This is a genomic window from Streptomyces sp. NPDC002463, from assembly GCF_042889835.1.
GTDB classification, from domain to species: domain Bacteria; phylum Actinomycetota; class Actinomycetes; order Streptomycetales; family Streptomycetaceae; genus Streptomyces; species Streptomyces nymphaeiformis.
Map to the genome: position 1 here is coordinate 147,032 of NZ_JBIARL010000014.1, position 23,208 is coordinate 170,239.

The 23,208-nt window shown below is 73.7% G+C and carries 19 protein-coding genes and 2 tRNA genes; 10 read left to right on the top strand and 11 right to left on the bottom strand.

Annotated elements, in window-relative coordinates; translation table 11 throughout:
• The first annotated feature begins 369 nt into the window (after window positions 1–369).
• The 5 genes from ACFYX3_RS27260 (at window position 370) to ACFYX3_RS27280 (ending at window position 6,079) form a co-directional block, all read left to right on the top strand.
• Window positions 370–1,587, top strand: a complete 1,218-nt coding sequence (locus ACFYX3_RS27260; RefSeq protein ID WP_389018415.1) for an SPFH domain-containing protein — start codon at window positions 370–372, stop codon at window positions 1,585–1,587.
• A 128-nt stretch (window positions 1,588–1,715) separates the two neighbouring features.
• Complete coding sequence (locus ACFYX3_RS27265; protein ID WP_389018418.1) at window positions 1,716–2,309, top strand: lytic polysaccharide monooxygenase; 594 nt, start codon at window positions 1,716–1,718, stop codon at window positions 2,307–2,309.
• 53 nt (window positions 2,310–2,362) lie between these two features.
• Window positions 2,363–4,054, top strand: a complete 1,692-nt coding sequence (locus ACFYX3_RS27270) for an AMP-binding protein (protein ID WP_389018421.1) — start codon at window positions 2,363–2,365, stop codon at window positions 4,052–4,054.
• A 124-nt stretch (window positions 4,055–4,178) separates the two neighbouring features.
• Window positions 4,179–5,486 (top strand): sensor histidine kinase, encoded by a 1,308-nt coding sequence (locus ACFYX3_RS27275; protein WP_389018424.1) that lies wholly within the window; start codon window positions 4,179–4,181, stop codon window positions 5,484–5,486.
• Window positions 5,417–6,079, top strand: a complete 663-nt coding sequence (locus ACFYX3_RS27280) for a response regulator (RefSeq protein WP_376584448.1) — start codon at window positions 5,417–5,419, stop codon at window positions 6,077–6,079. The genes ACFYX3_RS27275 and ACFYX3_RS27280 overlap by 70 nt, the downstream gene beginning before the upstream one ends.
• Window positions 6,080–6,134: 55 nt before the next feature.
• Here the strand turns inward: ACFYX3_RS27280 and ACFYX3_RS27285 are convergent.
• Together ACFYX3_RS27285 and ACFYX3_RS27290 are read right to left on the bottom strand one after the other, a co-directional pair.
• Window positions 6,135–6,208 (bottom strand) — tRNA-Lys (locus ACFYX3_RS27285).
• A gap of 87 nt (window positions 6,209–6,295) precedes the next feature.
• Window positions 6,296–7,054, bottom strand: coding sequence for an IclR family transcriptional regulator (locus ACFYX3_RS27290; RefSeq protein ID WP_017237127.1), 759 nt, complete (start codon window positions 7,052–7,054; stop codon window positions 6,296–6,298).
• 304 nt (window positions 7,055–7,358) lie between these two features.
• Between ACFYX3_RS27290 and ACFYX3_RS27295 the strand changes: the two genes are divergently transcribed.
• Both ACFYX3_RS27295 and ACFYX3_RS27300 read left to right on the top strand, forming a co-directional pair.
• Window positions 7,359–8,432, top strand: a complete 1,074-nt coding sequence (locus ACFYX3_RS27295; protein WP_389018428.1) for an LLM class flavin-dependent oxidoreductase — start codon at window positions 7,359–7,361, stop codon at window positions 8,430–8,432.
• A 260-nt stretch (window positions 8,433–8,692) separates the two neighbouring features.
• The gene (locus tag ACFYX3_RS27300; RefSeq protein ID WP_389018431.1) at window positions 8,693–10,408 is read left to right on the top strand and encodes a glycosyl hydrolase family 18 protein; all 1,716 of its coding nucleotides are present in this window, start codon (window positions 8,693–8,695) and stop codon (window positions 10,406–10,408) included.
• Window positions 10,409–10,527: 119 nt separating this feature from the next.
• Here ACFYX3_RS27300 and ACFYX3_RS27305 read toward each other — a convergent pair whose 3' ends face one another.
• A complete protein-coding gene (locus ACFYX3_RS27305) occupies window positions 10,528–12,396 on the bottom strand; it encodes a putative bifunctional diguanylate cyclase/phosphodiesterase (protein WP_382658761.1) in 1,869 nt (622 codons plus the stop codon).
• Between the two features lie 352 nt (window positions 12,397–12,748).
• Between ACFYX3_RS27305 and ACFYX3_RS27310 the strand changes: the two genes are divergently transcribed.
• Window positions 12,749–13,999, top strand: coding sequence for a M6 family metalloprotease domain-containing protein (locus tag ACFYX3_RS27310; RefSeq protein ID WP_389018680.1), 1,251 nt, complete (start codon window positions 12,749–12,751; stop codon window positions 13,997–13,999).
• 56 nt (window positions 14,000–14,055) lie between these two features.
• Here ACFYX3_RS27310 and ACFYX3_RS27315 read toward each other — a convergent pair.
• From ACFYX3_RS27315 to ACFYX3_RS27345, 7 genes are all read right to left on the bottom strand, one after another.
• Window positions 14,056–14,129: transfer RNA gene (locus ACFYX3_RS27315), tRNA-Lys, on the bottom strand.
• Window positions 14,120–14,749 (bottom strand): hypothetical protein, encoded by a 630-nt coding sequence (locus ACFYX3_RS27320; RefSeq protein WP_389018435.1) that lies wholly within the window; start codon window positions 14,747–14,749, stop codon window positions 14,120–14,122. The genes ACFYX3_RS27315 and ACFYX3_RS27320 overlap by 10 nt, the downstream gene beginning before the upstream one ends.
• A gap of 228 nt (window positions 14,750–14,977) precedes the next feature.
• Window positions 14,978–15,334 carry a hypothetical protein gene (locus ACFYX3_RS27325; protein ID WP_382658756.1) on the bottom strand — a complete coding sequence of 119 codons (357 nt, stop codon included), beginning with the start codon at window positions 15,332–15,334 and terminating at the stop codon, window positions 14,978–14,980.
• Window positions 15,335–15,465: 131 nt separating this feature from the next.
• Window positions 15,466–16,812 carry an AAA domain-containing protein gene (locus ACFYX3_RS27330; RefSeq protein ID WP_376584439.1) on the bottom strand — a complete coding sequence of 449 codons (1,347 nt, stop codon included), beginning with the start codon at window positions 16,810–16,812 and terminating at the stop codon, window positions 15,466–15,468.
• A gap of 34 nt (window positions 16,813–16,846) precedes the next feature.
• On the bottom strand, window positions 16,847–18,436 hold the full coding sequence (locus tag ACFYX3_RS27335; RefSeq protein ID WP_389018440.1) for a hypothetical protein: 1,590 nt from the start codon (window positions 18,434–18,436) through the stop codon (window positions 16,847–16,849).
• 37 nt (window positions 18,437–18,473) lie between these two features.
• Entirely contained in the window at window positions 18,474–19,625 is a 1,152-nt protein-coding gene (locus ACFYX3_RS27340) for a hypothetical protein (RefSeq protein ID WP_389018443.1), read from the bottom strand.
• Window positions 19,558–20,397 (bottom strand): phosphatase PAP2 family protein, encoded by an 840-nt coding sequence (locus ACFYX3_RS27345; RefSeq protein ID WP_389018446.1) that lies wholly within the window; start codon window positions 20,395–20,397, stop codon window positions 19,558–19,560. The genes ACFYX3_RS27340 and ACFYX3_RS27345 overlap by 68 nt, the downstream gene beginning before the upstream one ends.
• Window positions 20,398–20,548: 151 nt before the next feature.
• Here ACFYX3_RS27345 and ACFYX3_RS27350 point away from each other — a divergent pair, with 151 nt between their 5' ends.
• Window positions 20,549–21,145: a histidine phosphatase family protein gene (locus tag ACFYX3_RS27350; RefSeq protein ID WP_376584432.1), complete on the top strand. Its 597-nt coding sequence runs from the start codon at window positions 20,549–20,551 to the stop codon at window positions 21,143–21,145.
• Window positions 21,146–21,194: 49 nt separating this feature from the next.
• On the opposite strand, the gene ACFYX3_RS27355 is transcribed toward ACFYX3_RS27350, so the two are convergent.
• On the bottom strand, window positions 21,195–22,484 hold the full coding sequence (locus tag ACFYX3_RS27355; protein ID WP_389018450.1) for a tetratricopeptide repeat protein: 1,290 nt from the start codon (window positions 22,482–22,484) through the stop codon (window positions 21,195–21,197).
• 224 nt (window positions 22,485–22,708) lie between these two features.
• On the opposite strand from ACFYX3_RS27355, the gene ACFYX3_RS27360 reads away from it, so the two are divergent.
• On the top strand, window positions 22,709–23,191 hold the full coding sequence (locus tag ACFYX3_RS27360) for a hypothetical protein (RefSeq protein WP_389018453.1): 483 nt from the start codon (window positions 22,709–22,711) through the stop codon (window positions 23,189–23,191).
• The last annotated feature ends 17 nt before the right edge of the window (window positions 23,192–23,208 follow it).

Below are 23,208 nucleotides of genomic sequence, written 5' to 3' on the forward strand. Positions count from 1 at the left end.
CCGGCGGAACGTGCCCCTTCGGCGGGGTCCGCCTCCGGCGCGGGGCCTGCCGTCCGGGCGGGTTCCGCGCCTGGTGCGGGGGCTGTCGCCCCGGCCGGGCCCGGTCCTTCGGCGGGGGCCGCCCTCGGTGAGGGGCCTGGCGCCCCGGTCGGACGGGGTCCCTCGGCGGGTTCCGCCCCTGGTGCGGGGTCTGTTGGGGCTGGTTCCGGGGCGGGGGCTGTCGTCCCGGTTTCCGATACGGGTGCCGGGCGCCCCGGCAGTTCCGTTTCCGGTGGGGCGGCAGGCCCCGCACCGGAGGCGGCTGCCCCCGCCCCCGCCGACGCGCTCGACTTCGCGCGGATCCGCGGCGCGCGCGTCAGTGCCGTCGCCATGCCCGTCGCCGCCGTCGTTCGGGTCGCGCGGCGGAAGAACGTGATCGGGACCGAGACCACCGGGTCCATCCCGGTGCACCTGCTCTTCCGGGACCAGCCGGAGGCCGTCGTCCCCGTGGGCGACGACGGGGGGCCCGACACGATCGCCATGGCCGCGCCGACCCCGCCGGCGGCGGACCGCAGGCCCGCCATCCCGGCCCCGTCGAAGGTCCGGGCCGCCCCGGCCGAAGCCCGGCCCAAGGACAAGCCCCGGCCCCGGCCCCAGGGCAAGTCCACGTCGCAGGCCACGTCTCGGCCCGCCCCCACCGCCGACCCCGTGCTCGTCGAGCGGCCCGGACCCGTGTTGCCCGGCTGGGTCGGGGTGGTCGCCGGGGCGCTGGCGATCGCCTGGTGCGCCGGGGTCGTGTGGTGGGTCGGGGCGGTGCCCGCCGAGGCCGCGCGGATGCTGCGGCTGCCGGCGCGCCCGTACAACGGCATCGATCTCGGGCGGTGGGCCCTGCTCGCACTGGGTGTCGTGGCCGCGCTGTTCGCGCTGGGCGGTCTCGGTCGCGGCCGCGTCGGGTACGCCTGGGTGCTGAGCCTGTTCGGCGACTACCGCGGCACGGTCCGCCGTACCGGCCTGGTGTGGGTGAGTCCGCTGCTGCTCCGCCGCCGGGTGGACGTCCGGCTGCGGCACTGGCGCAGTGAGCCGCTGTCGGCGGTGGACGCGAAGGGCACCGCGCTCGACGTGACCGTCCTGGTCGTCTGGCGGGTGCGGGACACGGTCCGGGCCGCGCTCGGGGTCGACGGGCACGAGGACTACCTGCGGGAGCAGGTGGAGGCGGCGATGGCCCGCGTGCTTTCGCAGCTTCCGGCGGACGCGTTCCACGAGGACGCCCCGACGCTGCGTGACGCGGAGGCCGTCGGCGAGGCCCTGACGCGGATGCTCTCGGCGGAGTGCGCCCCCGTCGGCGTGGACGTGTTCTCCGCGCAGCCGACCCGCATCGAGTACGCCCCCGAGGTCGCCGCGGCGATGCAGCGCCGACGGATCGCGGCGATCGACGCGAAGCACCGGGACAGCGTCCTCACCTCGGTCGTGGACGCGGTCGACGACGTGGTCCACCGGCTGACCAGTCGTGGTCTGGTGGAGCTGGACGACTACGAGCGCAAGGCGCTGGTCAAGGACCTGACGGTGGCGTTCTACACGGGCAGGACGGGGCCGGTCGAGGGTGCCTGAGGGGATGGACAGCTTCAACTTCCGTCCCTACCTTGATACTTGGTCCAGACCAAAAGCAGTCCCCATGCACCACCCGTACGCGCGCGCACGGCCCCACGGAACTCCCCACGTTCTCCAGGAGCGACAGCATGCGCAACAAGGCACTCGGGGCGGCGGTGGTGGCGCTCGGCATCGCCGGCGCCACCGTCCTCGCCACCGGCACCGCCGGCAGCCACGGCTACACCGACGCGCCGATCAGCCGTCAGAAGCTCTGCGCCAACCGCACCGTGACCAACTGCGGCGACATCCAGTGGGAGCCGCAGTCGGTCGAGGGGCTCAAGGGCTTCCCGGCCGCGGGGCCCGCGGACGGGAAGATCTGCGCCGGCGGGAACTCCCGCTTCTCGCAGCTCGACGACCCCCGCGGCGGCGCCTGGCCCACGACGAAGCTCGTGGCCGGGCAGAGCTACAGCTTCAGGTGGCAGTTCACCGCCCGCCACGCCACCACGGACTTCCGCTACTACATCACCAAGAACGGCTGGACCGGGACCAAGGTCCTGACCCGGGCCGACCTCGACCCCCAGCCGTTCCTGACCATCCCCTACAACAACCAGCAGCCGCCGTCGACGCTCACGCACTCCGGGACGATCCCGGCGGGCAAGACGGGCCGCCACCTGATCCTGGCGGTGTGGACGGTCGCGGACACCACGAACGCCTTCTACGCCTGCTCGGACGTCTCGTTCTGACGATTCGTCCCCGGCCGTTCAGTTCTGACTGAGCGTCAGTTAAAGTCCGGCCCATGAGGAGCGCGGACACCGTCGCGGAGCTCGTACGGCGCCAATGGGGCGACCACCGGACCGGCCTGAGGGACGAGCACCACACCCTCACCCACCACCAGGTCGCCGCCGGCGCCGCCGCGCGGGCCGCTCTGCTCGTGGACCTGATGCCACCCGTGCCGGGGGGTGAGCCACACCTCGGCATCCTGCTCGACAACACGCCGGAGTACCCGCTCTGGCTCAGCGCGGCGGCCCTCGCGGGGGCCGCCGTCGCCGGGATCAACCCCACCCGGCGCGGCGCCGAACTCGCCCGGGACATCCGGCACACCGCCTGCCGGGTCCTCGTCACCCAGCGCGCCCACCTGCCGCTCCTCGACGGCCTCGCGCTGCCGGGCGTACGGATCCTGGTGACCGACACCTCGGCCTACCGGGAGCTCCTCGCCCCCTACGGGGACGCCCGGCCGGGAGACGCCACCCTCGGTCCCGTACGCCCCGACAGCCGCTTCCTGCTCTCCTTCACCTCCGGTTCGACGGGCGCGCCGAAGGCCGCCCTCTGCAGCCAGGGGCGGCTCGCGGCCGCCGGAGCCTCGCTCGTCTCGTACTTCGGGGTCGGCCGGGACGACGTCCACTACATCTGCATGCCGATGTTCCACGGCAACGCCGTGATCGCCGACTGGGCGCCCGCCCTCGCCGCCGGTGCCGGGGTCGCGCTGCGGGCCCGCTTCTCCGCCTCCCGCTTCCTCCCCGACGTACGCCGCTTCGGCGCCACCTACTTCACCTACGTGGGCCGGGCCGTCCAGTACCTGCTCGCCACCCCGCCAGGACCCGACGACCGCGCGCACGCGCTGCGGCTCGGCTTCGGCACGGAGGCGGGGGCCGTGGACGCGGCCCGCTTCCGGGAGCGCTTCGGGGTCCCGCTCGTGGAGGGGTACGGCTCCTCCGAGGGCGGCGCGGCGATCCAGCGGACCCCGGACACGCCGCCGGGCGCGATCGGCCGGGCGGCACCGGGCGACGACCTGGCGGTGATCGACTCCGAGACGGGCGAGGTCTGCGCACCGGCCCGCTTCTCACCCGCCGGACGGCTCCTCAACGCCTCCGAGGCCGTCGGCGAGCTCGTCAACCGCGGCCGCTCGCCCTTCGAGGGGTACTGGCGCAACCCGGAGGCGGAGGCGGCCCGGCTGCGCGGCGGCTGGTACTGGACGGGCGACCTCTTCTACCGGGACGCGGACGGCTTCCTCTACTTCGCGGGCCGTACGGACGACCGGCTGCGGGTCGACAGCGAGAACCTCGCCGCCGCGATGATCGAACACATCCTGGCCCGCTGGGACCGGGCCGCCGGCGTCGCCGTGTACGCGATACCCGATCCGGTGGCGGGCGACCAGGTCATGGCGGCGCTCGCCCTGCGCGAGGGGGCCGCCTTCGATCCGTCCGCCTTCGCCGGCTTCCTCGCCGCCCAGCCGGACCTGGGTACGAAGATGCCGCCGCGCTTCGTCCGGGTCCTGCCCGAACTCCCGCTGACCGCCACCAACAAGATCCACCGGGTCGCCCTGCGCCGGGCCTCGTTCCACGGCCCGGACCCCGTCTGGTGGCGACCCGCCCCCGACGCCCCCTACGAGCCCCTGACCGAGGAGGCGCGCGACACCCTCCGTGCCCACTACATCCGGCACGGGCGCCCCGAGGCGTACGACCAGGGGTCGCTCAGCCCGGACCCCTGACCCTGCTCGGAGGCGAGGCCCGCCCCACCGCTCCCGACCCGGCGCGGGTAGGGCCCGCCCCACCCTCCGTACGCCCTCCAGGGCCATGGTCCCGCCCCACGCCCCGGCCCTACCGTGGGGCGGTATGGAACCCCGTACCCCCTGGCAGGCACTCGTCCGGTCCCGGTATCCGCGCAGCTCCTGGCCCTGGCGGTCCGCCGGGTACCTGGCCGGGGGAGCCGTCGCCGGGGCCCTCGCCTGTGCCGTGCTCGTGGTGCTCGGGCTGTTCTCGCTCGTCCTCGTCGGGCTGCCGCTGCTCCTCCTCTCCGGGCTCGTCCTCGGCCGGGTCGAGCGCCTGCGGCTCCGCCTCGTCGACCTGGACCCCGCGCCCGACCCGCACCGCATGCCCACCGCGCCCGGCCTGGCCGCGTGGCTCCGGACGCGGGCGGGGGAGCAGGCCACCTGGCGGGAGCTCGCGTACGCCCTGCTGCTCGCCACCGTCCTGTGGCCGCTCGACCTCCTCGCCCTCGCCGTCGGCGTCGGTCTGCCCGCCGCCCTCCTCTCCGCGCCGTTCCGGCTGGCCGCGGACGGCTACGAGACCAAGGTCGTCAAGGCGTACCTGGTCACCTCCTATCCCGAGGCCTTCGGCGCCGCCCTCGTCGGCGCCGTCCTCCTCGTGGCCCTCGCCTACCCCCTCGCCGCCGTCGCCGGAGCCCGCGCCGCCCTCGCCCGCGCCCTGCTCACCCCGCGCGAGACCGAGCGGCAGGGTGCGATCGGCGAGGTCATCGCCTCCCGCGCCCGGCTCGTCGACGCCTTCGAGGCCGAGCGGCGCCGGATCGAGCGCGACCTCCACGACGGGGCCCAGCAGCGCCTGGTCGCCCTCACCATGACCCTGGGCCTAGCCCGCCTCGACGCCCCGCCGGGCGGGCCGCTCGCCGAGCAGCTGGCGAAGGCCCACGCGGAGGCCGGCCGAGTCCTGACCGAGCTGCGCGAGCTGATCCACGGAATCCACCCCCAGGTCCTCGCCGACTACGGGCTCGGCCCGGCGCTCGCCGACGCCGCCGACCGCTCCGCCGTCCCCGTCGACACCGACGTCGACGCGCTGCCCCGGCTGCCGGCGAGCGTCGAGAGCGCCGGGTACTTCGCCGGCTGCGAGGCCCTCGCCAACATCGGCAAGCACAGCGGTGCCCGCCGGGCCCGGATCACCGCCCGGCACACCGGCGGCGCCCTGCGGCTCGACGTCGAGGACGACGGGCACGGAGGCGCCGACCCGGCCCGGGGCTCCGGCCTCACCGGACTCGCCGACCGGATCGCCGTCCTCGATGGCACACTGACGATCATGAGCCCGCCGGGCGGGCCGACCCTCCTGCGAGTGGAGATCCCGTGTCCCGCACTGTCCGCAAGCTCCGCGTCGTCCTCGCCGAGGACAGCGTCCTCCTCCGCGAGGGACTGATCGGGCTCCTGGCCCGCTTCGGCCACGAGGTCGTCGCCGCCGTCGGCGACGCCGACGCGCTGCGCGAGGCGGTCGCCGCCCACGATCCGGACGTCGTCGTGACCGACGTCCGGATGCCGCCCGGCTTCCAGGACGAGGGTCTGCGCGCGGCGGTCGCGCTCCGCGCCGAGCGGCCCGCCCTGCCGGTCCTCGTCCTCAGCCAGTACGTGCAGCGCAGCTACGCGGCCGACCTCCTCGACGCGGGCGACGGCACCGGCGTCGGCTACCTCCTGAAGGACCGGGTCGGGCAGGTGGAGGAGTTCGCGGACGCCCTGGCCCGGGTCGCGGACGGCGGCACGGTCGTCGACCCGGAGGTCGTACGCCAGCTGCTCCGCCGGCACCGGGACCCGCTGGAGGCGCTGACCCCGCGCGAGCGCGAGGTCCTGGGCCTGGTCGCGGAGGGCCATTCCAACGGGGCGATCGCCCGCCGCCTGGTCGTGACCGAGGCCGCCGTTGGCAAGCACATCGGCAACATCCTGGCGAAGCTGGACCTGCCGCCGGCCGAGGACACCCACCGCCGGGTCCTGGCCGTCCTGACGTACCTGAGGGCGTGACCTCCGGGCATACGAGTAGGCCCCCTCACCGAGGTGAGGGGGCCTACCCTGTCTGTGCGCCGCCAGGGACTCGAACCCCGGACCCGCTGATTAAGAGTCAGCTGCTCTAACCAACTGAGCTAGCGGCGCCTGCTGACAGAGAAAATACTACCTGGTCCCGAGGGGTGCTCGTGACCACCCTCGGGACCAGGGCCGGGAGCGGCTCCGGTCGCCGCCTCAGATCGCCAGCGAGAGCACCACGGGCGCGGCCCTGCGGTTGAGCGTGTCGGCCGCCGCGCGCAGCCGGTGGGCGTGCTCGATCGGCAGGGACAGCGCCAGGCAGCCCACGGCGGAGCCCGCCGTCAGCGGGACGGCGGCGCAGACCGTGCCCACCGCGTACTCCTGGAGGTCGAGCACGGGGACGGTCGCCGGCTGGCTGTCGAGCTTCGAGAACAGGATCCGCTCGCTGGTGATCGTCCGGGAGGTCAGCCGGGCGATCTTGTGCCGGGAGAGGTGGTCCCGGCGGCCGTTCTGGTCGAGCTGCGTGAGCAGGCACTTGCCGACCGCGCTGGCGTGCGCCGCCGAGCGGAAGTCCACCCACTCGTTGACCTTGGGCGTGCGAGGACCGTCGGCGAACTGGGTGATCTTCACCTCGCCGTCGATGTACCGGCTGATGTAGACCGCGGCCCCGACGGAGTCGCGGAGCTCGGTCAGGGTCTCCTGGAGCTTGGCCTCCAGGGCTTCGCGGCGGGTCAGGCCGGAGCCGAGGAGGACGAGGGAGTCCCCGATCACGTACGCGCCGTCGGCGACCTGCTCGACGTACCCCTCGCGGCGGAGCATGAGGAGGAGCGAGGACAGGTGGGCGACGGGCAGGCCGGTCTCGCGCGCGATCTGGACGTCTGTCACTCCGCCACCGTGCCGCGAGACCGTCTCGAGGACGCGCAGGGCGTATTGCACCGAGTGGAACGGCGCGGTGGGCTCGGGCTTCAGCGCCACGGTTTCCCCCTACCAGGTTGTGACCGCAAGCTTTCGTACCACGATAACCGCCAAGGGCCGTTCACGGGGCGGCTGTTGGCGAGAATGATGCGCGGCATCGGGCCTCTGGGCTGCGACGCGCCACCCTGGCATATGCCCACGTCATGAGTGGTGCGCAGAGGCTCAGGTCAGGGCCGTGCGCGCCCGCGCCGACGTCGTTCTCCGGCCACCGGCGGAGGGGGGAAATTTTCCGCCGGAATAAGCGGAGGGATCCTCCTGTTGTCGCTCTGATGTATCTGCACGCGTGCCGAGGAGGGTCCCGACGGTGTCCGACGCTATTCGAGGAGAGGCGCGGGGCACCGCGCCCGTACCGCTGTCCGTACTGGACCTGGTGACGGTCGGCAGCGGGCGGACCGCGACCCAGGCGCTCGCCACCAGCGTCGAGCTCAGCCGGCTCGCCGAGCGCCGCGGCTTCCACCGCCACTGGGTGGCCGAACACCACTCCATGCCCGGGGTCGCCTCCTCCTCACCGGCCGTGATCCTCGCCCACCTCGCCGCGCACACCCGCCGCATCCGCCTCGGCTCGGGCGGCGTCATGCTGCCCAACCACGCCCCGCTCGTCGTGGCCGAGCAGTTCGGCACCCTGGAGGCCCTCGCCCCGGGCCGGATCGACCTCGGCCTCGGCCGCGCGCCCGGCACCGACGGCGCCACCGCCGCCGCCCTGCGCCGCACCGGCACCCTCAACGAGGGTGCCGACGACTTCCCCGAGCAGCTCGCCGAGCTGACCCGGTTCCTGGACGACGACTTCCCGGACGGGCACCCGTACGCCCGGATCCACGCCGTGCCGGGGCCGGTGCAGGGCCCCAAGGGGCGCCCGCCGGTCTGGCTGCTCGGATCCTCCGGCTTCAGCGCCCGCCTCGCGGGGCTGCTCGGGCTGCCCTTCGCCTTCGCCCATCACTTCTCGGCCAGGAACACCATCCCGGCGCTCGACCTCTACCGGGACTCCTTCCGGCCCTCGGAGGTCCTCGACGCGCCGTACGCGATGATCGGCGTCTCGGCGTTCGCCGCCGAGGAGGCGGCCGAGGCCCGCCGCCAGGTCCTCGCCGGCGCGCTGGCGATGCTGCGACTGCGCACCGGCCGGCCGGGCCTGGTGCCGACGCCGGAGGAGGCGGAGGCGTACGGATTCAGCCCGGCCGAGCGGGAGTTCGTGGACGGCTGGCTCGCGAACGTCGTCCACGGCACGCCGGACGAGGTGCGCGACGGCCTGGACGGCCTCCGGAAGCGGACGGGCGCGGACGAGCTGATGATCACGGCCAACGGGCACGGCGGCGCGGAGCGGGTGCGGAGCTACGAGCTGATCGCGGACGCGTACGAGCTGCCGGAGGACGTCGACGCGTAGGGCACCGGTGCGGGGGAAGCTGAAATTCCCTGGCTGTTGGTTCACCTTCGAACGAACCGCGGCGCAGCCCTAAGTGAACCTTAAACCGCTCGTCACCGATGGTGGCGGGCGGTTCTGTTTTGTGCTTCACGGCTCTGACAAGGGCTTTCATCATCGAATTGGTCTAGTCCTCAATCTGGTTCAGACCATTGACGCGCTGTTCACGAGGCGGATATCACTGCTCCAACTTCCGTACCGCCACCCCCACTCGGAGGCAGCACGTGCACCCCCGTAAGCCCTTGATCGCCGCGCTTCTCAGCTCGGCCCTCGCCGCCGGCGCCCTCGCCGCCACGGCCGGACTCGGCTCCGCCCAGGCTGCCGAGACCGGCACCACCGCCTCCACGGGCGGCGTGAAAATCGCGTACTACGACCAGTGGAGCGTCTACGGGAACGCCTTCTACCCGAAGCACCTCGACGAGCGGGGGATCGCGGCGAACCTGGACGTCATCAACTACTCGTTCGGCAACATCCACCCCACCGACCTCACCTGTTTCGAGGCCAACAAGGCCGCGGGCGACGACAACAACCCCAACGCGGGCGACGGCGCCGGCGACTCGTACGCCGACTACCAGAAGTCCTTCTCCGCGGCGGACAGCGTCGACGGCGTCGCCGACAAGTGGGACCAGCCGATCGTGGGCGTCTTCAACCAGTTCAAGGAACTGAAGGCGAAGCACCCCAAGCTGAAGATCAACATCTCGATCGGCGGCTGGAGCTACTCCAAGTACTTCTCGGACGCGGCCAAGACCGACGCGAGCCGCAAGAAGTTCGTCGCCTCCTGCGTCAAGCAGTACATCCAGGGCGACCTGCCCGTCGAGGGCGGCTTCGGCGGCGCCGGCTCCGCCGCCGGCATCTTCGACGGCATCGACATCGACTGGGAGTACCCCGGCTCGGCCGACGGCCACCTCGGCAACCACTACGCCCCCGAGGACAAGCAGAACTTCACGCTCCTCCTCGCCGAGTTCCGCAAGCAGCTCGACGAGTACGGCGCGGCCCACGGCGGCAAGAAGTACCTCCTGACCGCGGCGCTCCCGGCCGGCCAGGACAAGATCAAGAACATCGAGACGGACAAGATCGGCGCGTACCTCGACTACGCGAACATCATGACGTACGACATGCACGGCGCCTGGGACGGCGACGGGCCGACGTACCACCAGTCCCCGCTGTACTCCGGCACGAACGACCCGACCGACGTCATCAAGCCGGGCACCGAGAAGTACTCGATCGACAACGCGATCGACTCCTGGATCGACGGCAAGCCCGCCTACGGCATCACCGGCGGCTTCCCGGCGAACAAGCTGACCCTCGGCTACGAGTTCTACTACCGCGGCTGGAAGGGCGTCCCGGCCGGGACCACCAACGGCCTCGCGCAGACGGCGACCGGCGGCTCCGGCGCCCGTCCGCTGAGCCAGGCGGCCGGCATCGCGTACTACAAGGAGCTCGGCGGCATCGTCGACAACGCGGCCACCACCTTCTGGGACGACCAGGCCAAGTCCGCGTACTTCTACAAGGACGGCGAGTTCTTCACCGGTCTGGACAAGCGCACCATCCAGGCCCGCGCCGACTACGCCCACCAGCGCGGTCTCGCCGGCGCGATGATGTACTCGCTCCTCGGCCTCGACGCCAACGCGACGCTCTTCAAGGACATCGTGACGGCGGTCGGCTCGTCCCCGACGACCCCGACGACCCCGACCACCCCGCCCACGACCCCGCCGACGACGGAGCCCACGACCCCGCCGACCACCACGCCGCCCACCACCCCGCCGACGACGCCGCCCACCGGCTGCACCGCCCCGGCCTATGTGGCCGGCCAGGTCTACACCGGCGGCACGACCGTCTCCTACAACGGCCACAACTGGAAGGCCAAGTGGTGGACGCAGAACGAGACGCCCGGCAGCACCGGCGACTGGGGCGTCTGGCAGGACCTCGGCGCCTGCTGACCCTCCGCTGAAACCCTCATGACCACTGCCCCCGCCCGGAATGTCCCTCCGGCCGGGGGCAGTTCCATGCCTCCGACGCGGGAAGCGGGTCCGCTCCGACACGGGCAGCGGCTCCCCGTCTAGACGGGCAGCGGCTCCGTGCCGATCAGCTCCGCGATGCGGTCCGGGGTCACCGCCCGCGAGTACAGCCAGCCCTGCCCGGTGTCGCAGCCGATCCGCCGCAGCCGGCTGGCCTGCCCGGCCGTCTCGACGCACTCGGCGGTCACCGTCAGGCCGAGCCGGTGCGCGAGGTGCACGAGCGCCTCGACGATCAGCTCGTCCGCCGGGTTGGCGTGCTCCTCGTCCTGGAAGCCGCGGACGAAGGAGCCGTCCAGCTTGAGCACGGAGACCGGCAGTCGGCTCAGATAGGCGAGGTTCGAGTAGCCGGTGCCGAAGTCGTCGATCGCGATCCGCACCCCCATGTCGCTCAGCGCCTGGAGCGCCTGGAGCGGCCGGCCGTTCGAGCCCATCACCGCGGACTCGGTCAGCTCCAGCTGGAGCAGGTGCGGCGCGAGACCGGTCTCGGCGAGGATGCCGGCGACGTCCGCGACCAGGTCGGAGTCCCAGACCTGACGGACCGCCACGTTGACGCTGACGAAGATCGGGCGCTCGCGCGGATGGTCCTTCTGCCACTGCCGGGCCTGCCGGCACGCGGTGTTGAGGACCCAGCGGCCCAGCTCCACGATGGAGCCGTCCTCCTCGGCGATGCCGATGAACCGATTCGGCGCGAGCGAGCCGAACTGCGGGTGGTTCCAACGCACCAGCGCCTCCACCCCGCGCACCGCCCCGTCGGCCAGATCCACCAGCGGCTGGTACTCCAGGGCGAACTCCCCGCGCTCCACGGCCGGCCGCAGGGTGGAGGAGAGGGACTGCCGGGTCATCCGGTGGGCGTTGCGTTCGGGGTCGAAGAGCGTCCAGCGAGCCTTGCCGTCCGCCTTCGCCCAGTACAGCGTGGTGTCGGCGGCCTGCATCAGGGCGGTCGCCGTCGTCCCGAGCCCGACGCGCTCGACCACGCCGATCGAGGCGGAGACCGAGAGCCGCTGGCCGCCCAGGTCGAAGGGGAGCTGGAGCGCGTCGAGCACCGAGCGCGCCAGGTCCGCCAGTTGCTCGGTGCCGGTGGAGTCCTCGACCAGGATCGCGAACTCGTCGCCGCCGAGCCGGGCCACGAGGTGGCCGCCGTTGCGGGTGTAGCCGTCGCTGTCCGCGCACTCCGTGAGGCGCGTGGCGACGGCGGCCAGGAGCCGGTCGCCGACCCGGTGGCCGAGGGTGTCGTTGACCGCCTTGAAGCCGTCGAGGTCCAGGTAGCAGAGACCGATCCGCCCTGTTCTGCCATAGCCGTACGACTCGTATGACTGGTGCGATCCGTATGACTGAGGTGCGTCGGGGGCGGCGCCCTGGGCCGCGGCCTCCAGGGCCGCCGAGAGGCGCTCGAAGAACAGCGCGCGGTTGGGCAGCCGGGTCACCGGGTCGTGCATCTTGAGGTGGCGCAGCCGCGCGTGCAGCTCGCGCCGGTCGCTGATGTCCGCGATCGACAGCAGGACGCGCCGGCTGTCGGGCACGGGCGCGACGGTGACCTCGGCCCACAGCGAGCGCCCGTCGGCGTGCTTGAGGCGGCGGGTGCAGCGGAAGCGGGAGCGGCCGCCGCCGAGCACCTCGCGGTACGCGTGCCAGGTGCGGGCGTCGGAGGCAAGGTCGACGAGGTCGGCCGCCGCCTGCTCCTCGAGCGCGGCGGGATCGGTGCCGAGGAGGGTACCGAAGGAGTCGTTCGCGACGACGACGACACCGTCCTCGTCGACGACGGCCATCGCGAGCTGGGCGACCCGGAAGGCGGCACGGCAATCGCGGAGTTCGGCCGCCCGTCGCGCGAGGTGACGCTCCGTGAGTGCGGGCTCGGCCGCGTGTGTCTCCGCCGGCTCTGGGTGCACCGGTCCTTCGGGGGTTCCGCTCACCGCTCGCTCCCGTGCAGTCGGGCCGGTCACATGTGGTCGGGATGGTCGGCCAAGGAAGAGTGAGCCGATCATAGAGCCAGCCGGGGGAGCGTTCCAGCTCCGAGGGGTCCCCGAGGGGGCCCGGGCGCTGTGAGGCCGCCCACCGGACGCCCCTGCCCGATCGTTTCTGCGCGGGTCTGACACGGGTCGTCGAGGGCATGACCGAATGTGACTTTCCGTGAGCTGAAGCGCGCTCGTGTCGCGTCGACCCCGTGGCGCGCCCTCACCCGACCGGGGCAGCGGAAACATGCGAAACACCTCGAAACGTCACAAGGTGGGTGGGGTGTCCCGCATTCCCGATCCGGAGGTCCACGTGAGGGCTCAGCAGCCACCCGGGGGAGTGGAACGCCCGCGGCTGCGTGCCGGCGCGGCGGCCTTCACCTCGCTCGCCGCCCTGGCCGCCACCGGGCTCGTCGCGGGCCCCGCCGTCGGCGCGTCCTCGGCGAGTCCCTGCGCCCTGCCCCGTACCGCGGCCCACCACTCGCTCGGCCTCGACACCTGGAACGGCGCCTATACGCGGCCGAACCGGACCCTCGACGCGGTCATGATCTTCCTGTCCTTCCCGGACTCCGCGCCGCTCACCGAACCGGCCGAGCTCGCCGCCGACCACTTCCCCGCCACCAGCGAGTTCTTCGACCGCGCCTCCTACGGACGCTTCACCCTGCGCCCGCACGCCCGATCGGCCTGGACCCCGATGCCGCACGCGTCGGAGGCGTACGACATACGGCGGGACTGGGACGCCGGGAAGCGGGCCGCCTACCTCCGCGACGCGATCGCCGCCGCCGACAAGGACGTCGACTTCTCCCGGTACGACATCGTCTACCTGGTCGCCGACCCGGACGCGCCCGGCGTGGACTCCGACGCGACCAAGGTCGTCAACCTGGACCGCCCGCTGGAGGCCGACGGCACCGAGATCAAGCGCGTCGTCACCGTCTTCGAACGGCACCCGCCCGACCGCAACGTCCTGGCCCACGAGACCGGCCACGTCTTCGACCTGCCCGACCTCTACCGTCGGCCCGTGGACGGCAAGGGCGACTGGGACACCCATGTGGGGGACTGGGACGTCATGGGCAGCCAGTTCGGGCTCGCCCCGGACCTCTTCGGCTGGCACAAGTGGAAGCTCGGCTGGCTCTCCAGCGCCCAGGTCGCCTGCGTCCAGGGCACCGGCTCCCGCCTGGTCAGCCTGGAACCGACCGACACCCCGCCCGCGGCGGGCGGCACCCTCGGCACCCGGCTCGCCGTCGTCCGCACCGGACCCGACAGCGTTCTGGCGATCGAGGCCCGGAGCAGCGCCGGGAACGACGCCGACACCTGCGCCGAGGGCGTGCTCGTCTACCGGGTCCGCAACGACGCGGCCTCCGGCGAGGGCCCGGTCGAGGTCGTGGACGCGCACCCGGACACCCAGGCGTGCGTGGAGCGCTCCGTCTACCCGCCGCTCGCGGACGCCCCCCTGGAGGAGGGCGAGACGATGACCGTGCCCGGGAGCGGGGTGCGGATCGAGGTGACGGACCGCACCGAGGCGGGCGTCTGGACGGTGAAGATCACGCCTCCCGGGCCCGCGTGACCGTCGGGAACGCGAAGAAGGCCCCCTCACCGAAGTGAAGGGGCCTTCTCTGTCTGTGCGCCGCCAGGGACTCGAACCCCGGACCCGCTGATTAAGAGTCAGCTGCTCTAACCAACTGAGCTAGCGGCGCCTGCTGACGTCGTAGACATTAGCACCCGGATCGGCGGGAGGAAAAATCGATACCCGCACGTCGGCGGCGGAGGCCGCCCGGACGGCCCGCACACAGGCCCAGAGCACGACCTCGGGGCCCGGCAGCCACGGGTGCCGGGAGTCGGGAGCCACCAGCCAGCGGGGCCCGGCGGAATCGGACGGAACCAGCGGCGGCACGGTCACCGCGTCCCCGAGCCCGTGACAGAGCAGCCGGGGGACCGCCTCCCCCCACTCCTCCCAGTCGAGCAGCGCCGGCAGCCGCTGGGCCGTCCCGGGCGCGGCGAACAGCATCATCCGGCCCCGGTGCATCGCGACGGGCCCCGAGCCCGGCCCCTCCTCCCACAGCCGGTCCAGCATCCGGCGCCCGAAGACCGGGTCCACGTTGACGACGTCGAAGACCGTCCCGCAGGGCAGCGCCGCCGGGGAGGCCGGCCGGGACTCCCAGCGGGTCAGCGCGGCGCCGTCGCGGCCCCCGGCGGCCGAGGCGAGCCAGGCGGCCCCGTCGGCGGTCACGCGGGCCGTCTGGTGCCGTCCCTCGTCGCCCTCCCGGAGGAACCGGAAGATGTCGTGCGGGGTCTCTTCGCGCAGCCAGGTCGTCATGGACCCAGGTCTACCGGGCGTGATTCCCCGATTGCCGAGGGTTCCCGGAATCCCGGACAGGAGGGGTGGCGGAGGAGTATCGTGCCCCCTCGGCATATGCCAGGGGTGGTTTTTCGGTCAGACGTACGCCTCCGAGCCAACCGGACGCGCCTACGGGCGCATGCGTACGCCTCCGAACCAGCCGGGCGCGCCTACGCCCCCCGCACCGGGCTGACGCGCGCCCCGCTCTCAGTCCTCCGTCGGCTGTCCGTTCGTCCGGATCAGGCCCTGGCCGAACTCGATCATCTTCCGGGCGTAGTCCTCGGTCCACTGGGCCCGCTCGGCGACGTCCGCCGCCGTCAGCCGGTCGAACCGGCGCGGATCCGCGAGCTGCGCGGCCGCGATCGCCTGGAACTCCGTCGCCCGGTCCGTCGCCGCCCGGAACGCGAGCGTCAGCTCCGTCGCCCGGGACAGCAGCTCGCGGGGATCCTCTATCGACTCCAGGTCGAAGAAGTGCTCCGGATCGGCGGTCGCCTCGGCAGGCTCGAAGATCAGCGGTGCCGGCCGGAGCCGCCGCTGTGTGCTCCGTTCCGCGGGTTCCGCCATCGTTCTTCTCCTCCTCGCACAGACACGGCCCGGAATCCCGGGCCGTCTTCCATTGTCCCGCGCCCCGCAAGAGCGCGAGATGTCCCCCCGTACGCCCCCGCGTCCTTCCGGGCCCCGGTTTCGGCCCGGGTTCACGGCGTCCAGGTCACCCGGTGTTCCTCCAGGTGGGAGAGGACCGCGTGGTTCGCCTCCCAGCCGTCCGGGAACGAGACCGCGACGCCCAGCTGCACCGGGTCCGTCGACGGGTGCTCGTCGAGGAGCTCCGCCACGCCCGCGCGGCACACCACGATGCACGCGTGCCGGTGCCGGGAGGCCAGGACGCACAGGCGGCCCGTCTCCAGGTGGAAGGCCGTCGCGTCCGGGCGGCCGGAGAGCGGGTGGAGGACGACCGTCACGTCGTACTCGCGGCCCTGGAGCCGGTTCGCGGTGTCCACCGTCACGCCCGTCACCCCGAGGTCCGCGAGCGCCGCCCGGACCGCCGCCGCCTGGTCGCGGTGCGCGGTGCCGACGGCGATCCGGTCCGGGGTGAGCGGCACCGGGGTCTCCGAGCGCTCCGAGACCGCCGAACCGCCCCGGTCCAGGAGCCGGCGCACCACCAGGGCGATCGCACCGACCGCCTCGGGATCGGTGCGCGGAGTGTGCCGGGCCGGGAGTTCGAGCAGGCCCCAGCCGGACTCGGCGGCCTCGTCGAGGACCCGGTCCCGGGCCGAGCCGTCCGAGGCGACGCCGAAGGACAGCTTCCGGTCGCCGTGGCCCGTGCCGCTGCGGAACGGCGTGTACGGGTAGAAGGCGTCCGACACCAGCGGCGCCGCCGAGGCGGGCAGCCGCCAGGAGACCGGGAGGCGGTGCTGCGGCAGCTCCGGGTTGTGGGCCAGGAGGGTGGAGACGGCGGACGCCGACGGGTCGTACGACAGGCCCGCCCACTGCTCCGCGCCCACCACCGAGAACGGGTCCAGCTGCCCCGGGTCGCCGACGAACAGCGCCCGCTCGAAGAGGCCCGCCACCGCGAGCAGCGCGTCCGAGCGCATCTGGTACGCCTCGTCGACGATCGCGTGCGCCCACGGCTCGACGTTCTTCACGTGCCCCCACTTGGCGGCCGTGGACAGCACGACCGGCAGCCCGGTCAGCTCGCCCGCCTTCGCCGACTTCCGTACGTTGGCCAGGTCGTCGAGCGCCTTGTCGTACGGGTCGGAGTCGCTGGAGTGCAGCCGGCCGACCTCCAGGTCGGGCTCCTTCTCGGCGAGCCGCAGCACCAGGTCGTCCACCTGCGCGTTCGTCTGGGCGACCACCATCAGGGGCCGTCCGGCATCGGCCAGTTCGAGGGCGGCCCGCACCACGAGCGTCGACTTTCCGGCGCCCGGCGGGGAGTTCACGACGACGCCGCGCGCGGTGCCGTGCAGGGTGTCCGCCAGGATGTCGGAGGTCGCCCGAGCCGCCTCGGCGGACGGGTCGAAGACGGCGGGGTCGAACGCGGTCACTGCACGTCCTCAGGGGTCACGAAGTCGAACACGGTCAAAGGACGTCCTCCGGTGTCACGGCATCCGGCAGTTCCACGGCGTCCGCGCGCGGCGGGCCGCCGTGCGTCCACGGCGTCTCCTCCGGGTCCGGCAGCTTCGGGCCGACCCGCTGGTCGTGCTCGAACAGCGTCCAGGCGATCCGCTCGCCCTTCTCCGGCACCGAGCCCTCCGCCGGCTCCTTGGACCGTCCCATCCGGTCCAGGACGCGGAGGAGCAGCGAGCCGTCCTCCTCGTACCGGACGAACTCCGCCGTCTGCGGCTTGCCTTCGAGCGAGCGGTACACCTTCACCTTCTCGCCCAGGTGCGGCCGGTCGTCCGTGCGGACCGCGACGAGCGGGCGCGGCGCGGGCCGCTTCGACTCCGTCCACGCCATCGTCACCTCGACCACCTCGGCCGTGAACGCCTCGCCCGCGAGCCGCCGCCCCGCCAGGACCAGCGGGTCGTCGAGGGCCTCCTGCGCCTCCAGCTGGCCCTGCGCCTGCTCGCGGGCGGCGAGCTTCTGGGCGGCCGTGACGGCGTCGTCCCGGCGCGGCTGCGGCGGCTCGCCGGCCGCGACGCGGTCCCGGTGGGCGGTGAAGGACCAGCGGTCGCGGGTCCAGCGGTCCTCGACCCTGGCGCCCTCCGGCAGCTCCCGCAGCAGCCCGATCGCCCGCCAGACCGCGTCCCACGTGGGCTTCAGCTGGGAGACGACGAGGCGGCGCAGCTCCCGCTCGGCCGCGTGCAGTTCGGCGAGGCCCGTGTCGGCCGCCTCGCCGTCCTCGGCGGCGCCGAGCGCCTGCCGGGCCCGGTCGTACCGCTCGATCGCGGGCGCGAGGAGCTTGTTGTCGAAGGCCGGATCGGTCGCCGGGCCGGCCGGCGGGCACAGCAGCCGGCCCTGGGAGTCCCGGCCCAGCTCGGCCCGCAGCGCGCCCTCCGCGCCCGGCTCCCCGTCGTACGGGTCGATCCAGGCGAGCAGCGCGCCCAGGTGCTGGTCCTCCAGGGAGGACTGGCCGGTCGCCCAGTGCCGGTTGAGCAGGTCGGTCGCGGAGAGGAGCAGCGAGGAGCCGGGCACCCGGGCCCGCTCGCCGAAGTGCGTCAGCCAGCGTCCGAGCAGCGGTACGCGCGGCGGCGCGGGGAACGGCGTCTCCGGGTCCTGCTCGGCCGTCCGCCGGAACCGCGTGGACCGCCCGAGCAGCCGTACGTACTCGACGCCCGCCCGGCTCGGCACGATCAGCTGCGGCGCGTCGGCGCACAGCTCGACCTCGACCTTCACCTTCTTGCCGGTCTCCGGGTCGACCTCGCTCTTCTCGGCCGCCTCGACGACGCCCGTGTACGCGTCGACGTACGGCAGGATCTCCTCGGCCAGGTCGGCGAGGAACGCGAAGCGCAGGTCACGGTCCCGGGGCTGCGGCACCACCAGGAGCCTCGGCTCCTCGGGGTCGGTGCCGACGAGCGCGCCCAGCGGGGCGCCCGCCTCGCCGGCCGTCGTCAGGGGGACGAGGACCAGCGGGCGCGCGGACAGGCGCCGGTGCCGGACGGTCGCGAGCGGCTGCGCCCGGCCCGACTCGACGGCCTCCATCCGGGCCAGCGTGGAGATCAGCGACATGCCAGGGCCTCCCGGGGCGCGGCGCGGAAGCGAGGGTTCAGCAGGGGCATTCGACGACCTCCCGAGGGGCGCGGGCGGGCGCCGACGCCAGTGCCTCCTCGCGCAACGCCCGCGCCCTGCGCAGCGCCGCCACCGCCGGGTCCTCCGGGTCGCCCTCCTCGCCGCGCGCAGCCGCCAGGACCGCGCCGACCGTCGTCAGGCCGCCCAGCTCACCCCGTACCGAACGGCCCAGGGTCTCCACCGCGCCCGCCTCCCGGGAGCGCGACCGGCAGTGGAAGGCCAGCTCGCAGGCGGCCAGGCACTCGGGCGCGTACTGGTGGGGGACGCACTCCACGGCCGCCGTCAGCTCCTCCGCCGTCCGCTCGACCACGTCGAAACTGACGCCCTCCGGCAGGGCCCGCGCGATCTCGTCGATCCGGGTCAGCCGGGCCAGCTGACGCCGGGTCACCGACCGCTGCTTGCGCACGTCGACCACCGAAGCCGCCGGCACGTTCGAGAAGTCCTTCGGGCAGACCAGGAGCACCGACTGCGCGACCCGCGCGCCCTCCGTACGGGCCGCGATCCCCTCCAGGGCCAGCACGTACACGGCGGCCTGACGGGCGGCGGCGCCCACCTTCGCCGCGTCGGCCGAACCGTCGATCATCGGGAACGACTTGATCTCCACGACCGTCCACCCGCCGTCGGGGTGCACGACCACCGCGTCCGGCTCCAGGTGGACGGGCGAGCCGGCGACCTCCAGGGCGAGCAGCGGATGGTCGAGCAGCGCCCAGGCCCCGGCCTCGGTCGCCTCCCGGAGTGCGAGCGCCGTGCGTGCCACGCGGCCCTCGGGACCGGCCGCCGCCAGATCGGGCACGGACACCTCGCCCGGCTCCTCGACGCCGATCAGGCGCAGCAGTTCACGGCCGCCGTCGGCCTTGACCTTCGCCTCGAAGGAGTTGCCCCGGACTATCGCGAACTGAGACTGGCCGAACGGCGCCGGCGAGCCGAGCTTCGCGGCGAGGGCCGACTTGTCGACCCCGGCGCCGTCGAGGATGGCCCGCCGCTTGCAGCCGGGATTGGCCGCGAGCGCCGCGAGGGCACGGGCGTCCAGCGGACGCGGCACGACACCCGGTCCACGCAGCTCAGCGAGCAGCTTTCGACGTGTCGTCTGCGGTGGTACGGACAGACCGCTGTCCGGGGATGCGCTCACCCGTGGAAGTCTCGCATCCGCCACTGACAACCGGGGGAGCTTCCGCCCTTCCGCGGATCCGGTCGGCGAGCCGCAGCACGTGCGGGGCGAGGAGCAGACCGGCGCCCATCACCGCGACCCCGGCGACCGCGTCAAGGAAGTAGTGGTTCGCGGTGCCCATCACCACAAGGGCGGTGACCAGCGGATACGCCACCCCGAGGGTCTTCGTGAGCGGCGTCCGCCCGTACCGCCACAGCATCACCCCGCACCACAGCGCCCAGCCGACGTGCAGGCTGGGCATCGCCGCGTACTGGTTCGTCAGACCGCCGAGCCCGCGCGGCGCGCTGGCCTCGCCGCCCCACCAGCCGTACGAGGCGAAGTGCGCCATCGTGTCCGTGAAGCCGTGGGCCGCGTCGAGCAGTCGGGGCGGGCAGGTCGGCAGGAGCGTGAACCCGACGAGGCCGAGCAGGGTGGAGACCATCAGCCAGGTGCGGGCGGCGCGGTAGTGCGCGGGGCGGCGGCGGAAGAGCCAGACCAGGACCGCCGGGGTCACGAGGTAGTGCAGCGAGGCGTACGCGAAGTCCGCCGGGACCCCGAGCGCGGGGACGTCCGTGAACAGCCGGTTCAGCGGGTGCTCGGCGTCGATCCCGAGGCCCTCCTCGAACCGCAGGATCGCGAGCCCGTGCGCCACGGCCGAGGCCTCGTCGCCCTTCACCAGGAGCCGCCCGCACGAGTAGGCCGCGTACACGACGGCGATCAGGGACAGCTCCGCCCACCAGCGTGGCCTGCGCATGAATGAGTCCCCCCGTCGGTGATCCCCGGGGGAGGGACGCCGGACGGCCCCCGCGGGTTGCCCGGCGGCCACCGCGAATTCACGCCCGGGACGATCGGCGATGATGGGAGAGGCACGTCCGCACACCGTGAACCCCTGGAGCGTCCTTCCCATGGCACCGCGCATCCTGCTCGCCCGGCACGGCCAGACCGAGTGGTCACTTCTCGGCCGGCACACCGGCAGGACCGACATACCCCTGCTCGAAGAGGGGCGGCGCGGTGCGAAACTGCTCGGCGAGCGGCTGCACCGGGGCCCCTGGCAGGGGCTGCCCGACGTCGAGGTGCGCACCAGCCCCCTCGTCCGGGCGCGCGAGACCTGCGAGCTCGCCGGCTTCGGGGACAGGGCCGAGCCCTGGGACGCGCTGATGGAGTGGGACTACGGGGCGTACGAGGGCCTCACCCCGCCCGAGATCCAGAAGATCCAGCCGGGCTGGTTCATCTGGCGCGACGGCGTCCCCGAGGGCGAGACGCTCGCGCAGCTGTCGGACCGTGCCGACGAGATCGTGGAGTGGGCCCGCTCCGCCGACCGCGACGTCCTGGTCTTCGCCCACGGCCACATCCTGCGCTCGATCGGCGCGCGCTGGCTCGGCGAGGACGTCTCCTTCGCCTCCCGCATCCGCCTCGACCCGACGAGCCTGTCGGTCCTCGGCTGGGCGTACGGTGCCCCGGCGCTGGAGCGCTGGAACGACACGGGGCACCTGGAGCAGTAGGCCCGCCCCGAGGTCCCGGCACGTGCCGGTGCTCCGTACGTGCCGGTGCTCAGTACGTGCCGGCGAGGACCCGGCTGGTCTCCGCGAGGAGGTCGCGGATACGGGCCGAGGCGATGCCGTCGAGGGAGTCCGCGACGCGCCTCGCCTCCGCCGCCGCCTCGTCCGGGCGGCCCGCGTGTGCCAGGTCCTTGGCGAGGTGCGCCCGGTAGAGCGCGAGGTTCCGGGCGAAGTGCGGGTTCTGCAGGACCACCGCCCGGTGGGCGTGGCGTGCCGCCCGGCCCCACTCGCCGAGCGCCGACCAGCACCCGGCCTCCAGGGCCTCCCGTTCCGGCTCGCCGAAGAACGACATCCACTCGGGGTCGCCCTCGGACGGGCCCCGGTCGAACCAGGCGTGCGCGCGGCCGAGGGCCTGCTCGCAGGCGGAGCGGTCGCCGAGCCCGGCCCACGCGCCGGCCTCCCGCAGCGAGAGCAGCGAGAGCAGCCGGGCCGAGTCCAGCGGCTGCGCGGCCCGCAGGCCCGCCTGCGCCGCCCGTACCGCCTCGCGGAAGCGGCCGGCGTCCCGGGCCAGGAACGAGGTGTTGCAGAAGGCGTGCGCCTCCAGGGCCGCGTTCCCCGCCACGCGCGCGGTGGCCAGCGCCTCCGCGTAGTGCGAGCGTGCGTCCTCGTGCCGGCCCGAGTCGTGGGCCAGCCAGCCGACGGAGAGGGAGAGCTCGCCCGCGCCCGCGTGCAGCCGGTCCTCGGTGGAGCGGCGGCTCATCGTGCCGGCGTCGAGGAGCGCGTACGCGGTACGGAGCGGCTGGGCGGCCACCTTGTACAACCCGTCGGCGCCGTGCCGGTCGTCGAGCAGCCGGATCCGCCGCACGGCGTCCTCGACGGCCCGCACCTCGGTCTCGCCGATCCGGTGGCTGCCGCGGGGGGAGGGGATCGCGACGGCGGGGCCGCCCAGTCCCAGCGAGGCGGCGGCCAGGGTGGCGGAGCCGCTCGTCATGAATGCGCGACGCAGCACGTCGCTCTCCTCATCGTTCCGGGTGGTGATGGCGGCGGGAGGCGCTGCCCCGGCCGGGACGGCCTGCCGCCGGCCGCGCACCGTCTCCCGCGCGGAGAACCCCAGGTCGGAGAGGCCCAGACCGGGGAACATGTGCAGGAAGACCCGCTCGTACGCGTAGTTGGGGCAGCGGATCTCGCCCGCCTCCACGCGCCCGATGTAGCGGGCGTCGCACGCGACCCGTTCGCCGATCTCCCGGGCCGCCCGGCGGACCGCCGCGGCGAACTCCGCCGGCGAGTGCTGTCCGCGGAGCCGGCGGAAGGCGAGATTGGGAACTGCCCGTGACATCGCCATGGCCGAGCCCTCTCCTGGTGCTGCCGGGTGTCCGGCGGCAAGAACGTACCTGCTGTGACCGGATGCGTACGCTGAGTTTGGCTACAAATCGGATATCTCGCCTGCGATCTGCCATGAACTGCCATCCTTTGCGGCGGCATCCCGCCGTAGCCGTTGACGCGCACGGGCGTTGAACCGTAAGGGAGAGACGGAACGTGTCTCCTCTGGAGCGAGGAGGGGTCCTCATGTCGGAGATCGGTTCGCAGTCGGCCACGCGGCACGCACCTGCCCCTGAGGCCGCGCGGCACATGCCCGCCCCCGAGGCCGCGCACCAGGCGCCCGTCGTCCCGGACGCCGCCGGGCCCTGGGACCTGGTGACCGTCCCGGCCCGTCAGGGTCTGGAGGCCGTGGACATCCTGCGCCGTGCCGCCGCCCCCGCCGTCGGGCCCGTCGTCCACGACGGCACCTGCGACACCCTCGGCTTCCTGGTGCCGCCCGGCACCGCCGCCGCCTGGGACATGCCGGGCAGCGCCTGTACGCGGACCTCGGGGCGCGGCCTCCGCCTCCCCGAGCTGCCGGAGCTCCCCGAACCGGCGGGCGACGCGCCCCGCCCGGCCGGCTGGCTGCTGCCCCCGGGCGACACCGACCCCGTCACCGACCCCGTCGTCCTGCGCGAGGCGCTCGGCGAAGCGGCCCGGCTCATCGAGGCGGCCGACGGCTGCCACTGAGCTCCTGTCCCGGCTTG